General features: G+C 63.0%; 10 protein-coding genes. 9 read left to right on the top strand and 1 reads right to left on the bottom strand.

Annotated elements, in window-relative coordinates:
- Positions 1-123: 123 nt before the first annotated feature.
- The 7 genes from DJ563_RS07330 to DJ563_RS07360 all read left to right on the top strand — a co-directional run bounded on the left by DJ563_RS07330 (position 124) and on the right by DJ563_RS07360 (position 11,414).
- Complete coding sequence (locus tag DJ563_RS07330) at positions 124-732, top strand: cysteine dioxygenase (RefSeq protein WP_434519158.1); 609 nt, start codon at positions 124-126, stop codon at positions 730-732.
- Entirely contained in the window at positions 729-2,315 is a 1,587-nt protein-coding gene (locus DJ563_RS07335; protein ID WP_434519159.1) for a rhodanese-related sulfurtransferase, read from the top strand. Before DJ563_RS07330 ends, DJ563_RS07335 begins: the two co-directional genes overlap by 4 nt.
- A 291-nt stretch (positions 2,316-2,606) precedes the next feature.
- Positions 2,607-3,848, top strand: a complete 1,242-nt coding sequence (gene mexE, locus DJ563_RS07340; RefSeq protein WP_033698016.1) for a multidrug efflux RND transporter periplasmic adaptor subunit MexE — start codon at positions 2,607-2,609, stop codon at positions 3,846-3,848.
- 12 nt (positions 3,849-3,860) lie between these two features.
- A complete protein-coding gene (locus DJ563_RS07345; RefSeq protein WP_434519160.1) occupies positions 3,861-7,040 on the top strand; it encodes an efflux RND transporter permease subunit in 3,180 nt (1,059 codons plus the stop codon).
- The gene (locus DJ563_RS07350; RefSeq protein ID WP_434519161.1) at positions 7,037-8,452 is read left to right on the top strand and encodes an efflux transporter outer membrane subunit; all 1,416 of its coding nucleotides are present in this window, start codon (positions 7,037-7,039) and stop codon (positions 8,450-8,452) included. The genes DJ563_RS07345 and DJ563_RS07350 overlap by 4 nt, the downstream gene beginning before the upstream one ends.
- Before the next feature lie 190 nt (positions 8,453-8,642).
- Positions 8,643-9,698 (top strand): tetratricopeptide repeat protein, encoded by a 1,056-nt coding sequence (locus DJ563_RS07355; RefSeq protein WP_274098803.1) that lies wholly within the window; start codon positions 8,643-8,645, stop codon positions 9,696-9,698.
- A 111-nt stretch (positions 9,699-9,809) separates the two neighbouring features.
- Positions 9,810-11,414: a response regulator gene (locus DJ563_RS07360; protein ID WP_434519162.1), complete on the top strand. Its 1,605-nt coding sequence runs from the start codon at positions 9,810-9,812 to the stop codon at positions 11,412-11,414.
- A 6-nt stretch (positions 11,415-11,420) separates the two neighbouring features.
- Here DJ563_RS07360 and DJ563_RS07365 read toward each other — a convergent pair whose 3' ends face one another.
- The gene (locus DJ563_RS07365) at positions 11,421-13,502 is read right to left on the bottom strand and encodes a response regulator (protein ID WP_434519163.1); all 2,082 of its coding nucleotides are present in this window, start codon (positions 13,500-13,502) and stop codon (positions 11,421-11,423) included.
- A 145-nt stretch (positions 13,503-13,647) separates the two neighbouring features.
- Here DJ563_RS07365 and DJ563_RS07370 point away from each other — a divergent pair, with 145 nt between their 5' ends.
- Entirely contained in the window at positions 13,648-14,334 is a 687-nt protein-coding gene (locus tag DJ563_RS07370) for a type 1 glutamine amidotransferase domain-containing protein (protein WP_434519164.1), read from the top strand.
- A 132-nt stretch (positions 14,335-14,466) separates the two neighbouring features.
- The gene (locus DJ563_RS07375; protein ID WP_274098807.1) at positions 14,467-15,273 is read left to right on the top strand and encodes a CSS-motif domain-containing protein; all 807 of its coding nucleotides are present in this window, start codon (positions 14,467-14,469) and stop codon (positions 15,271-15,273) included.
- Positions 15,274-15,285 lie beyond the last annotated feature (12 nt).

Raw genomic sequence — 15,285 nt, forward strand, 5'->3', positions numbered from 1 at the left:
TTCAAAACAGAACACGCCTCGTGTAAATGCATTTTTTGCATATTAGCTTATGAATAATTTTACTTTGCTGAATATTCTGAGACTTTGCTAGGGTTAACCGAAACCGTCAGCCGAGCCTGTACCATGAGCCAACCCTTTCGCCTCGAGCGCCTCCGTCACTTCATCGGCGCGCTTTCGGACCTGCTTGACCGGGCACCCGACGAAGCCACCCTCCTCGACCAAGGCCAAGGCCTGCTGCACAGCCTGGTCGCCCATGACGACTGGTTGCCCGACGCGCTCGCCCAGCCAGACCCAAACCGTTATCAGCAATACCTGCTGCATTGTGATTCACGCCAACGCTTCTCCATCGTCAGCTTTGTCTGGGGGCCGGGGCAGCAGACGCCCATCCACGATCACCGGGTCTGGGGGCTGATCGGCATGTTGCGCGGCGCTGAATATTCGCAAGGTTTCGCCCGCACCGAGTACGGTGCGTTGCTGCCGGCAGGTGCGCCGGTGCGTATCGACCCAGGCCATGTGGAAGCGGTTTCACCGCGCATCGGCGACATTCATCAGGTCAGCAATGCCTTCGACGACCGCGTGTCGATCAGCATCCATGTCTACGGCGCCAACATCGGCGCGGTAAACCGAGCGGTCTATCTGGCCGACGGCACCGAAAAACCGTTTATCTCCGGCTATTCCAATACCCTTCTGCCCAACATCTGGGACCTGTCCAAAGAGAACCCTGCCTCATGAGTACTGTCGCCACCCGCTCCTTCCATGACATTCGCCGGGCCTTGCTGGCCCATGAAGAACTGGCGCTGATCGATGTCCGCGAGGAAGACCCGTTCGCCCAGGAACACCCGCTGTTTGCGGCCAACATCCCGTTGTCCAAGCTGGAGCTGGAGGTGTATGCCCGCGTACCGCGGCGCGACACTGCCATCACCCTGTATGACGATGGTGAAGGGCTGGCGGTGCTGGCTGCCCAACGGCTGCTGGCGTTGGGCTACAGCGATGTGGCGCTGCTCGAGGGAGGCCTCGCCGGTTGGCGCACCGCCGGCGGTGAGTTGTTCCGTGACGTCAACGTGCCGAGCAAGGCCTTCGGCGAGCTGGTCGAAAGCGAGCGGCACACGCCTTCGCTGGCGGCCGAGCAGGTCCAGGCACTGCTCGATGCCAAAGCCGATGTGGTGGTGCTCGACGCCCGCCGCTTCGACGAGTACCAGACCATGAGTATCCCCGGCGGCATCAGCGTGCCGGGGGCCGAACTGGTATTGCGCGTGGCCGAGCTGGCGCCGAGCCCGGCAACCCAGGTGATCGTCAATTGCGCGGGGCGCACCCGCAGCATCATCGGCACCCAATCGCTGGTCAATGCAGGCATTCCCAACCCGGTGGCGGCGCTGCGCAATGGCACCATCGGCTGGACCCTGGCCGGCCAGCAACTGGCCCACGGCCAAGCGCGCAGCTTTACCCACGTCAGCGACACCACCCGCGCCAGCGCCGCCGAACGTGCCCGCGCCGTGGCCGACCGTGCCGCAGTTGCGCGGCTGGATCGCGATGGCCTGGCGGCATGGCAGGCAGAGCGCCACCGCACCACCTACCTGTTCGATGTGCGCACCCCCGAAGAGTTTGCCCAAGGCCACCTCCCGGGCAGCCGCTCAGTCCCCGGCGGGCAGCTGGTGCAAGAGACCGACCATGTCGCCAGCGTACGCGGCGCCCGCATCGTGCTGGTGGATGACGACGGTGTGCGGGCCAACATGAGTGCTTCGTGGCTGGCCCAGATGGGGTGGCAGGTGGCCGTGCTGGAGGGCCTGTCGACAGCCGATTTCAGCGAGCTCGGCGACTGGCAGGCGCCGTTGCCGGAGCAGCCCCAGGTGAACGCGATCGACGTCGAGCAGTTGCAGGCCTGGCTACAAACGCCAGGCACCGTGCTGCTTGATTTCACCACTAGCGCCAACTACGTCAAACGGCACATTCCAGATGCCCATTGGGCGATCCGGGCGCAGTTGCCGCAAGTGCTGGAACAACTGCCGGTTGCCGAACGCTATGTGCTCACCTGCGGCAGCAGCTTGCTGGCGCGCTTTGCGGCGGCCGACCTGCAGGCCCTGACGCAAACCCCGGTGTATGTACTGGAGGGCGGCACAGCGCACTGGATTGCTGCAGGCCAACCGCTGGAGCGTGGCGAAACGCATCTGACGGTGGCGCCCAGCGACCGCTATCGCCGACCCTATGAAGGTACCGACAACCCGCGTGAAGCCATGCAGGGGTACCTGGACTGGGAGTTCGGCCTGATCGCCCAGCTTGAACGCGACGGTACGCATGGGTTCCGGGTTTTAAGTTAGTGCAGTTGCTCTATGAATGACCCAGGTGCCGCCCGGCCATTAATGACGCACAAGGTAGGCGCCGGCAGGAAGCGGCGGCCTGTGGCCCGGCGGCACCTCAAAGCAGCATCGGCCATGCGGTGTTCAGCAAGGCCGATTCGCTGCTGACCGGCAACGGCCGCGATGCCGCTTATCGATGAAAGACCCCGACATATCATTCAGCGTGATAATAACCTTCGCCCCGTTCGATTCGTGCGCCGCGCGCAAGGCACTCACACTCCGCCCACTACTAATACTCTGGCGGAGTTCTCCATGGACCACTCACTCAAACCCTTGCGCTTTCCACTCGCTGCCCTGGCAGTCGTAGTGCTCAGCGCTTGCGGTCGAACCCCCGACGCCGTGCAGGCGCCCGCCGCGCCCAAAGTCACCGTTGCCAAGGTGATCGAACAGCCGATCAATGAATGGGACGAGTTCACCGGCCGTCTCGAAGCCCCGGAAACCGTCGAAGTGCGGCCGCGGGTCTCGGGCCAGATCGACCTGGTCGGTTTCACCGAAGGCGCTCAGGTCAAGAAAGGCGACCTGCTGTTCCAGATCGACCCGCGCCCGTTCCAGGCTGAAGTCCGCCGCCTCGAAGCGCAACTGCAACAGGCCAAGGCCACCGCCATTCGCAGCGCCAACGAAGCCCGCCGTGGCGAGCGCCTGCGTGACAGCAACGCCATCTCCGCCGAACTTGCCGAATCGCGCAGCAGTGCCGCCGCCGAAGCCCGCGCCGGGGTCGATGCAATCCAGGCCCAGCTCGACCTGGCCCGCCTGAACTTGAGTTTCACCCGTGTCACCGCGCCCATCAGCGGCCGTGTCAGCCGTGCTCAGTTCACAGCCGGCAACATCGTCACCGCCGATGTCACCCCGCTGACCAGCGTGGTGTCCACCGACAAGGTCTACGCCTACTTCGACGCCGACGAGCGCGTGTACCTCAAGTACACCCAGCTGGCACGTGAAGGCCAGCGCGGCCAGACCACCCCGGTGTACCTGGGCCTGACCAACGAAACCGGCAACCCGCACCTGGGCCAGATGAACTTCGTCGACAACCAGGTCAACCCGCGCACCGGCACCATCCGTGGCCGCGCCGTGTTCGACAACCGCGACGGCCAGTTCACCCCTGGCCTGTATGCACGCCTGAAGCTGGTCGGCAGCGCCCAGTACGACGCCATGCTGATCAACGACGAAGCCGTGGGCACTGACCTTGGCAAGAAGTTCGTGCTGGTCATGGACAAGGACAACAAAGCTACCTACCGCGCTGTGGAGCTGGGGCCCAAGCTCGAAGGCCTGCGCATCGTGCGCAGCGGGCTGGCCAAGGATGACCGCATCGTAGTCAGAGGCCTGCAGCGGGTACGCCCAGGTTCGGCGGTTACCCCAGAAGAAACGCCAATGGCCAGCGAACAGACCCTCGCCGCCCTCGCCCAGCAGCGCCAGGCCCTCGAAGCCAGCAACACCACGCCGAAGGTAGCGGGCACCACTGAGAAAGTCGCCAGCGTCCAGGCGCCACGCGGTTAAGGGATCACACCGATGAACTTTTCAAAATTCTTCATTACCCGGCCGATTTTTGCCGCGGTGCTGTCGCTGGTGCTGCTGATTGCGGGTTCGATCTCGCTGTTCCAGCTGCCGATCAGCGAATACCCGGAAGTGGTGCCGCCCACCGTGGTGGTGCGCGCCAACTTCCCCGGTGCCAACCCCAAAGTGATCGGCGAAACCGTCGCCGCGCCGCTGGAGCAGGCCATCACCGGTGTCGAGAACATGCTGTACATGTCCTCGCAATCCACCGCCGATGGCAAGCTGACCCTGACCATCACCTTCGCCCTGGGCACCGACCTAGACAACGCGCAGGTGCAGGTACAGAACCGCGTCACCCGCACCCAGCCCAAGCTGCCGGAGGAAGTGACGCGCATCGGTATCACCGTCGACAAGGCCTCGCCCGACCTGACCATGGTCGTGCACCTGACCTCGCCGGACAACCGCTACGACATGCTCTACCTGTCCAACTACTCCATCCTCAATATCAAGGATGAGCTGGCACGCCTGGGCGGCGTGGGTGACGTGCAACTGTTCGGCATGGGCGATTACTCGTTGCGCGTGTGGCTCGACCCGAACAAGACCGCCTCGCGCAACCTGACGGCCAGTGACGTGGTCGCAGCTATCCGCGAGCAGAACCGCCAGGTCGCTGCCGGCCAGCTGGGTGCCCCGCCCGCCCCTGGGTCCACCAGCTTCCAGCTGTCGATCAACACCCAAGGCCGCCTGGTCAATGAGGAAGAGTTCGAGAACATCATCATCCGTGCCGGTGCCGATGGCGAAATCACTCGCCTGAAAGACATCGCCCGGGTCGAACTCGGCTCCAGCCAATATGCCCTGCGCTCGCTGCTTAACAATCAGCCGGCAGTGGCCATCCCGATCTTCCAGCGCCCAGGCTCCAACGCCATCGAGATCTCCGATGAAGTACGGGCAAAGATGGCCGAGCTGAAGAAAGACTTCCCCGAGGGCATGGACTACAGCATCGTCTACGACCCGACCATCTTCGTACGCGGCTCCATCGAGGCAGTGGTGCACACCCTGTTCGAAGCGCTGATACTGGTGGTGCTGGTAGTGATCCTGTTCCTGCAGACCTGGCGCGCCTCGATCATCCCGTTGCTGGCGGTGCCGGTGTCGCTGATCGGTACCTTCGCGGTGATGCACCTGTTCGGCTTCTCGCTCAATGCCTTGTCATTGTTCGGGCTGGTGTTGGCCATCGGTATCGTGGTGGACGACGCCATCGTCGTGGTGGAGAACGTCGAACGTAATATCGGGCTGGGCCTGAAACCGCTTGAAGCCACGCAAAAGGCCATGAGCGAGGTGACCGGGCCGATCATTGCCACTGCCCTGGTGCTGTGCGCCGTGTTCGTGCCTGCCGCGTTCATTTCCGGCCTTACCGGGCAGTTCTACAAGCAGTTCGCCCTGACCATCGCCATCTCCACGGTCATCTCGGCGTTCAACTCGCTGACCCTGTCGCCGGCCCTGGCCGCCGTACTGCTCAAGGACCACCACGCACCCAAGGACCGTTTCTCGCGCTTCCTCGACAAACTGCTGGGCAGCTGGCTGTTCTCGCCGTTCAACCGCTTCTTCGACCGTGCCAGCCACCGTTACGTCGGCGGTGTGCGCCGGGTCATCCGCTCCAGCGGCATCGCCCTGTTCGTGTATGCCGGCCTGATGGGCCTGACCTACCTCGGTTTCTCCTCCACCCCGACCGGTTTCGTGCCGGCCCAGGACAAGCAATACCTGGTGGCTTTTGCCCAACTGCCTGATGCTGCCAGCCTCGACCGCACCGAGGCAGTGATCAAGCGCATGAGCGAGATCGCCCTGAAGCAACCTGGGGTTGCCGATTCGGTGGCCTTCCCGGGCCTGTCGATCAACGGTTTCACCAACAGCCCGAACAGCGGCATCGTGTTCACCCCGCTCAAGCCGTTCGACGAGCGCAAGGACCCGAGCCAGTCGGCAGCGGCCATCGCCGCCGCCCTGAACGCCCAGTTCGCCGACATCCAGGACGCCTACATCGCGATCTTCCCACCGCCGCCGGTACAGGGCCTGGGCACCATTGGCGGCTTCCGCCTGCAGATCGAGGACCGCGGTAACCTGGGTTACGAAGCGCTGTACAAAGAAACCCAGAACATCATCGCCAAGAGCCACAACGTGCCGGAACTGGCGGGCCTGTTCACCAGCTACCAGGTCAACGTGCCGCAGGTCGATGCCGCCATCGACCGGGAAAAGGCCAAGACCCACGGCGTGGCGATCAACGACATCTTCGACACCCTGCAGGTTTACCTGGGCTCGCTGTACACCAACGACTTCAACCGCTTTGGCCGTACCTACCAGGTCAACGTCCAGGCCGAGCAGCAGTTCCGCCTCGATGCCGAGCAGATCGGCCAATTGAAGGTGCGCAACAACCTGGGCGAGATGATCCCGCTGGCGACCTTCCTCAAGGTCAGCGACACCTCCGGGCCTGATCGCGTGATGCACTACAACGGCTTCATCACCGCAGAAATCAACGGTGCGGCGGCCCCGGGCTACAGCTCTGGCCAAGCCGAGGCTGCCATCGAGAAACTGCTCAAAGAGGAACTGCCCAACGGCATGACCTTCGAGTGGACTGACCTGACCTATCAGCAGATTCTCTCTGGCAATACCGCGCTGCTGGTGTTCCCGCTCTGCGTGCTGCTGGCGTTCCTGGTGCTGGCGGCCCAATACGAAAGCTGGAGCCTGCCGCTGGCGGTGATCCTGATCGTGCCGATGACCCTGCTGTCGGCCATTACCGGGGTGATTGTCTCGGGCGGTGACAACAACATCTTCACCCAGATCGGCTTGATCGTACTGGTGGGCCTTGCGTGCAAGAACGCGATCCTCATCGTCGAATTCGCCAAGGATGAACAGGCCAAGGGCCTCGACCCGCTGGCCGCAGTGCTGGAAGCCTGCCGCTTGCGTCTGCGGCCGATCCTGATGACCTCGATCGCCTTCATCATGGGCGTGGTACCGCTGGTGTTCTCCTCCGGTGCCGGTTCGGAAATGCGCCACGCCATGGGTGTCGCGGTGTTCTCGGGGATGATCGGCGTGACGGTGTTCGGGCTGTTCCTGACCCCAGTGTTCTTCTTCCTGATCCGCCGTTTCGTCGAACGCCGCCAAGCCCGCAAGGCCGAACGCGTGCAATCGCTGGAGAACCCCGCATGAACCTGCTCAAACCCCTGACCCCGAGCCTGCTGGCATTGGCCCTGGCGGCCTGCGCGGTGGGCCCGGACTACAAGACGCCGAACACCGAGCCTGCCCGGTTTGACGCGCAGATGCAGGCCAAGGCCTACGACCGTAGCCGGTTTGAAAGCGTGTGGTGGAAGCAGTTCGACGACCCGGTGCTGAACCAGTTGGTGCAGGCCTCGCTCGACGGTAACCGCGACCTGCGGGTAGCCTTTGCCCGCTTGAAGTCGGCCCGTGCGATCCGTGAGGACGCCGCCAACGACCAACTTCCGGTGGTCACCAGCCGTGCCAGCAGCGAAATCGGCAAGGGCCAGGTCCCCGGCCAGACCGAGCAGCGGGTCAACAGCGAACGCTATGACCTGGGCCTGGACATGGCCTGGGAACTCGACCTGTTCGGCCGTATCCAGCGCCAGATCGAAGCCAGCGAAGCCCAGGAGGCCGCCGCCGCGGCCGACCTGCAGCAGTTGCAGGTGAGCTTGATCGCTGAACTGGTCGACGCCTATGGCCAACTGCGCGGTGCCCAGTTGCGCGAGAACATCGCCCTGGCCAACCTCAAGACCCAGCAGGAGTCACGCACCATCACCGAAACCCTGCGCGATGCCGGCGTGGGCAACGACCTTGATGTGGTGCGTGCCGATGCGCGCTTGGCAGGTGTCGAAGCCACCGTGCCGCAACTGCAGGCCGAACAGGCGCGAGCCCGTCACCGCATCGCCACCCTGCTTGGCCAGCGCCCGGACGCGCTGAGCGTCGACCTGTCGCCCAAGGCCCTGCCAGCCATCGCCAAAGCACTGCCGGTGGGCGACCCCGGCGAGCTGCTGCGTCGTCGCCCGGATATTCGCAGTGCCGAACGCCAACTGGCCGCCGCCACGGCCAACGTCGGTGTGGCCACTGCCGACCTGTTCCCACGGGTCAGCCTCAGTGGCTTCCTCGGCTTTACGGCTGCGCGTGGCTCGCAGATCGGCTCCTCGGCAGCCAACGCCTGGGGCCTAGGCCCGAGCATCACCTGGGCGGCCTTCGACCTGGGCAGCGTGCGCGCCCGTCTGCGTGGTGCCAAGGCAGACGCCGAAGGCGCCCTGGCCAACTATGAGCAGCAAGTGTTGCTGGCCCTTGAAGAGTCGGCCAACGCCTTCAGCGATTACGACAAGACCCAGCAGCGCCTGCTGTCGCTGATGCGCCAGAGCGACGCCAGCCGCAAGGCGGCAGCGCTGGCCTCGATCCGCTATCGCGAAGGCACGGTGGACTACCTGGTGCTGCTCGACGCCGAGCGCGAGCGCCTGAGCGCAGAAGATGCCCAGGCCCAGGGAGAGGTCGAGCTGTACCGCGGCATCGTCTCGATCTACAAGGCCCTGGGTGGCGGCTGGCAACCGGATACGGTGGCCAGCGCGCGCTGATTCAACCCCTTTCAACGACTCCTTTGGTTGGTTACTCCCCCAACCGTTTGCCCCGCGGGCCTTGGCCTGCGGGGCTTTTTTTTGCGCCTTGCGGGGCCTCTGACGGCCTTGGCGCCGCCATGCCTTCAGCGGTTGCATTTGACCCGTTGCTGGCCCAAGCTCTGCCCTTCCTGCCGCCACGGACCGTCCGATGCCCAGACGCAACCGCTACCTGATCGCCTTGATGCTGCTGATTTTGCTGGTCACCATGATCGGCTACCTGCAGCGAGACGACCAGCCGGCACCGCCCACGCTGCCCGCGCACAGTTACGCCAAGGCCCTGCGCCAGGCCCATGAAGGCTTGCCAGGCGCTGCGCGGGTGCTGTACCAGCAATTGCAACGCAACGATCTGGCCCCCATTCGCCGCGCGGCCCTGTACGCCGAGCTGCCCAACTACCCCTCCCCCCAGGCCCTGAAACTCGCACGCCTGGACCTGGAACACGCAGACCCGCTGGTACGCCGAGCAGCCATCGCCGGTATTCGCCGCTTGCTACCGGCCGCACAACGCAGCCTGGTACTCGGCCCCTTGCTCGATGACGCGGAGCAAAGTGTACGCTTCGCGGCCGTAGACGCTCTGCTGGGCCTGGACCCGGACGCCATCGGCCTGTACTTCGGCCCCTTGCAGTCAGCCCTTGAGCAGTATCAACAGGCACTGGAGGAACAACCCGACGACGCCGATGCCCAGGTACATCTGGCGCGCCTGTACCTGCACGAAAACGACTACACCCAGGCCGCTGCTGCCTTGCAACGGGCCCTGACGGTGGCCCCAGGCAACGTCGACGCGTTGGCAACCCAGGTTCGCCTGCTGGAGCGCCAAGGCCATCACGACGCTTCTCGCCAGGTGCTGGCCAAAGCCTTGCTCCTGAGCCCCGACTCTGCCTTTTTGCAATATGAGCTGGGGCTCTGGCTCAATCGGCACGAACAGCGCGAATATGCCCTGCTTGCCCTGTCCCGTGCGGTGGAGCTGGAGCCGGACAACGCCGAGTACCGCACTACCCTGGCGGTGACCCTGCATGAACTCGAGCAGGTCGACGCTGCCCAGAAGCAGTTGGAAACCGTGCTCAGTCGCGAGCCAGCCAATCGCCGGGCGCGGCTGTTGCTTATCCAGTATTGGAAAGAGACCGGCCAACTGCAGAACGTTCAGGTGGTGCTCGCTGAACTCGAACGGCAAAACCCCGACGATCCGGCGCTGCAACAGGGGCTTTAGCCCCCCACAAGATTCGTTGAACCCCAAGCGACAGCCTGTGGTCCAGTGAGTATCGGAGTACTGGCGGCATGGCCAAGCCTCGGCCCTGCCTATTGCTACAGGAGCGTCACTTTGGCCAGTTCGTTGGCGTTGGACGAACGTGCCTTGATCCTGGCACCCCCACAGCTTGCTGCGGATACCGCTCGCCTGCTTGCGACCGCCGGCATCGAGAGCCTGTGTGCCCATGACGTCGCCAACCTGCACGACTGCCTGATCGAAGGCGCGGCCCTGGCGATCATCGCCGAGCAGACGTTCAGCAACGGGCCCAGCCCGCCGTTGCAAGGTTTTATCGACCAGCAGCCCAGTTGGTCAGACCTGCCCATTCTGCTGATCATGGATGTCAGCTCAGCCGCCACAGGCCCCAGCCACCCGCCTACAGGCAACCTGATGCAGTTGCTCTTCCCACTCGAGGACGGGCAAGTGTTGCAACTGATCCGCATCGCGCAGCGTAACCGCCGCCATCAATACCAGGCACGTGATCAGCTCTCAGCCCAGCAACAGCGGCTGGACGCACGCTTCCAGGAACAGCACAGCACAGAGCTCGCCCGCACGCAGATCCGCAAAATGGAAGCCATCGGCCAACTGGCCGGTGGCATCGCTCATGATTTCAACAACCTGTTGACCAGTATCGGTGGCAGTCTCGAACTGATCGAGCGTCGTTTCAAGCAGGGCCGCAGCGACAGCCTGGAGGGCATCTTGCGCATGGGCCAGGAGGCCGTGTCGCGAGCAGGTCAGTTGACCCACCGTCTGCTGGCGTTTTCCTGCAGGCAATCCCTGCACACTCAGCGCGTCGAGCTGCACACGCTGCTTGAACCCAAGCGCCTGACCGCTGGGCTCAGCCATTCAGTAACCCTGCAACTGCATGTGCCCGCCGACCTCTGGCCAGTTGAGGCCGACGACGGGCAACTGCAAGAGGCCGTGGACAATCTGCTGCTCAATGCCTGTGAAGCCATGCCTACCGGCGGGCGGCTACGCATCGAGGCGAGCAACCAGCGGGTCGAGCACGAGCAGTTCGCGGGGGGCGCCCTGAACAGTGGTGAATACCTGCGCCTGAGCATCATCGATGACGGCCAGGGTATGTCGCAGAGCACGCTGGAGCACGCCTTCGAACCGTTTTTCAGCACCAAACCCGTTGGCCAGGGCATAGGCCTGGGGCTGTCCATGGTGTATGGCTTCAGCAAGCAGTCCCATGGGCATGTGACCCTGCAGAGCAAGATCGGCCATGGCACCCAGGTCGATCTGTACTTGCCGCGGCACGTTGGCGAGGCAAAGCCCGAGCGCCCGACCCCAAGGCCTGTGCCCGGCAGCAAGGGCCATGACGTGCTGGTGGTCGAAGACGACCCTCATGTGCGTCAGTTACTCTGTCATGCGCTGTGCGAAGACGGCTTCCCTTGTCAAACCGCCGCCAACGCCAATGAAGCGCTGCACATACTGCGTTCATCGCAAAGGATCGACCTGCTGGTCAGCGATGTCGGCCTGCCCGGCATGAATGGGCGGCAACTCGCGGAAATCGCCCGCACCCTGCGCCCAGACCTGCCGGTACTGTTCGTCACCGGTTACGCAGAAACGGCCATGGCCAGGGAGGGGTTTCTTGGCGCGGGCATGCACCTGATCTGCAAGCCATTCGCACTCGAACAGTTGCAGGCGCAGGTGACGCAGATACTCGGCGAGCCCTGATTCGGCTCAATCGGCAAGCATGAGCTGGGCCTGGTTGGCCAATTGCTCCAGCGGGAACGGCTTGAGCATCAGCGCGGTGCCAGGCTGCTCAAGCAGTTGGGCTTCGATCGGCTGATCGGTATACCCGGTGATGAAGAGGATCTTCTGCGTCGGCTTGAGCATACGGATGGCCTTGGCCACTTGCCGGCCGCTGAAACCACCTGGCAAACCAATGTCAGTGATGACCAGGTCGAAAGGCCCGTCATGGCGGAAGCGGTCCAAGGCCGAGTTGGCATCGCAGACATCACTGACCGAAAAACCACGCTCGCTGAGAAACTCGCGCATCAGTGCGCGCAGGTTCAGCTCATCATCGATCAGCAGCAGCCGCCCGCCCTGGGCCCGTTCGATGATCGGCAGGCATGTCGGTGCCTCTGCAGGGACCGGCGCATGGCTACGCGGAAACAACAGGGAGACTTTGGTCCCCTCGTTAAGGTTCGATTCGATCCAGACATACCCACCCGACTGCCCGACAAAGCCATAGACCATCGGCAGGCCGAGCCCCGACCCCCGCCCCAAGGGCTTGGTGGTGAAAAAGGGCTCGAAGGCTTTGGCGACATCGGCCGCCGACATGCCATGGCCGTTGTCTTCTACATGCAATGCCACGTAGTCGCCTGGCGGCAAGCCGTTCTCATCGGGGAAATGCGTCGTCAACCGTTCGTTGACAGTACGGATCGACACGCTGCCGCGGTCAAGGCAGGCTTCACGGGCATTCACACAGAGGTTGATCAAGGCATTTTCAAACTGGGTAACGTCAACCCAGACCGTCCACGGGGTCACATCCAGTTGCCAATGCAGGCTCATTTCCGCGCCCAGGACCTTCAGTAGCAGCGGTTCGATAATGGACAGCTGCCGATTGACATTCAGTGGCTTGGGATCAAGGGGCTGATGACTGGAAAACGCCAGTAACCGGTGGGTCAGGTTCATGGCGCGCTGCACCGAGTCGCGCGCCAGCTCCACATAGGTCTCCATGCGTTCCAGGCGCCCCTGCAGCATGCGCCGTTGCAGCAGTTCCAGGCTGCCCCCGATACCCGACAGCAGGTTGTTCATTTCATGCGCCATCCCGCCTGCCAGTTGGCCAATGACTTCCAGGCGTTCACTGTTGCGCAACAGGGCCTCGGACTGGCGGGTGGCCTCTTCGCGGTCGGCGGTGATGTCGCGGCCCACGGCGGTCAGCAAGTTGCCATCGAATTTGGCAGCCCAGCGAAACCAGCGATAGTGGCCATCCTGGTGACGCAGGCGGATATCAATCTGCTCGAGCGCCTTGTCCTGCACGAAGCCGGATACCGCCACCTGCACTTCTGCGCGATCCGCCGGGTGGATCAACTCCAGTATCGGCATGCCCTGCGCCGCGTCTTTACCCCAACCCAGGATACGGTGCCAGGCTGGGTTGGTGGCGTGCAGCGTCAGTTCACGGGTGATGATCATCATGGCATCACGCGACAGTTGCCAGATCTGTTCACGATCGGCCATGTAGCTTCCGAGCTCTTTTTCAAAGGCCTCGGCCTGCTCACGCCAATGGTGATACGCCTCGACACTTGCCGTGGTTTCGATGAGTGTGTGAAGAAAACCGGCAACGCTGCCCTGCTCGTCACGAATCGGTGAGTAGCCGAAGGCACACCACACAGGGTCGCCGTTCTGGCCGCCGGCGATACGCATGGGCGGGTCCTCGACAAAACTCGAGCGCCCTTCGAGTGCCTTGAACACCCAAGGCCCCATGGTCTGCCAGGCATCGCTCCAGACTGCGTCGAACGCTTTGCCCAGTACATCCTGGCCGCCGTGGCGCAGCGCTCGATAGGCGTCGTTATGGATCACGCTGAGGTCAGGCCCCCACACCACCGCGCAGGCAAATGGCGACAACAGCATCATGTCGACGGCAATACGCAGCGAAGCCTGCCAGCGTGGCAATGGCCCGAGCGCGGTGCGCCCCCAATCGAATTGGGCGATGCGCTCGCCCATGGGATCGACCGTTGCCGTGTTTGGCGCCAGCAGGATGGCCTTTGACGCAGCTTCGCGGGGGGTGCCATTAGCGACCAAATGTGTGACTCCCATGGTGTTCTGGGTGGCGAATGCTGTTCAAGGTAGCACAGCGCGCGCTGCTTTAATGGCGTACCGGTATGTGGCAGCTATGCTCATTAGGTTTTCCACTGAGCCATGGAATAACGGTCCCTTACAGGCTGCCGACAGGAGTGTGGTCATGAGCAAGAAAATGCTGGTAGTGCTGACCAATACGGCCAAGTACCCGAACCTCAAGCGGGCAACCGGGCTGTGGTTGGGCGAGGCCGTGCATTTTGTCGACAAAGTCGAGAAGGCCGGCTACGAAGTCGACTATGTCAGCCCTCAGGGTGGCTACGTACCGGTCGACCCGCACAGCCTGCAGATGGCCCCGGACCTGGACTGGCAGTGGTATGACGACAAGCGGTTCATGAGCCGCCTAGGGGCCAGCCTGAGCCCAGGGCTGGTCAAGGCTGACGACTACAGCGCCATCTATTACACCGGCGGGCATGGCGTGATGTACGACTTTGTCGACAGCAAACCGGTTCAAGACCTCGCACGCAAGATCTACGAGAACAAAGGCATCATCGCGGCTGTTTGCCACGGCGTCGTCGGCCTGTTGAACATCAAGCTCAGCGACAACAGCCTGCTGGTGAAAGACCGCCAGGTCACGGGCTTTTCCAACATCGAGGAGCAACTGGTTGAACTGGACAAGGTAGTGCCTTTTCTCACCGAAAACGAACTGGTTGCCCGTGGGGGTATTTACAGCAAGCACGATGACCCTTGGGAGCCCTTCGTGGTCGGCGACGATCGCCTGATTACCGGGCAGAACCCCGCCTCCACTGCCGACCTGGCTGAGAAGGTGCTCGCGAGGCTCAAGGCCAAGTGACAGCTTACGCCTGATTTCCTGATTTCCCGGCGTTCAGGCCGCACCCGGACTACATCCGCCACACCGTTGAGTACATAGGCTTTCAGCTCATCTGTCCAACACGGACAGCGTCAGACTGGAGAGCAATGGCCTATGTCGAAAATCATGCATGCCGGGCGCAGTTTGCTGGAGTTGCTGCTAATCATGGCGATCGGCCTGGTGCCGGTTGTTTCCGGGTTGCTGGTGATGGTGTTTCAACTGGAAAAGAAGCTTGAGGAAAACGCACGGATATCGGTTCAGGAAGCGGTGTTCACCATCGACAAGGTGCTGGACCGTATGCACAGCACCGCAATGCTCGCCCAGCCCCTGGCAGGCAAGGGATGCACGGAAGTCATCAGTACGTTGCAGGACCAGGTGGCCCGCGACTCCTTGCTACGCTCCTTGACCCTGACGCAAGACCAGCAAGCGTACTGCAGCACCCACACCGAGTCGCTGGAGCATCTGTCAGCTTTCGCCCAATCCGGGCAGGGGGTTGAGCTGGCGATCGACTCGCCCGTGTTGCCCACCACGCTGGTTACTCACTTTCAAGCGCCGGGGCAAAACCCCAATGTGATCGTCACAGGTTATGCCGCGGAACTGCGCAACGAATTGCGCGCATTCCAGGATGGCCTGACGCTGCTTCTGGAGTTCGGCGACCAGTACATCTGGAGCCATGGAGACAGCCGCGACCCGAATCGGCCTTCACAGTCCGAGTACACGGTGCGGTCAATTTCTGCCCAGTATGGATACGCCGTCACGGGGGGATACGCCAAAGGCTACAGCGCCCAGGAAATCCGCCAGTCGACGCTGCAGGTTCTTCCTTCTCTGGTGCTGGTGGGCATAGTGACCGGCTCGATCATCTATTGGGGCCTGTTCCGGGCGCGGGGCAACAGGCGTGGTACCGCCGCCGAAAAAACCTGACGGCGGTACCCG

It is taken from the genome of Pseudomonas sp. NFX1 (assembly GCF_051123555.1).
Classification (GTDB): Bacteria; Pseudomonadota; Gammaproteobacteria; order Pseudomonadales; family Pseudomonadaceae; genus Aquipseudomonas; species Aquipseudomonas capeferrum.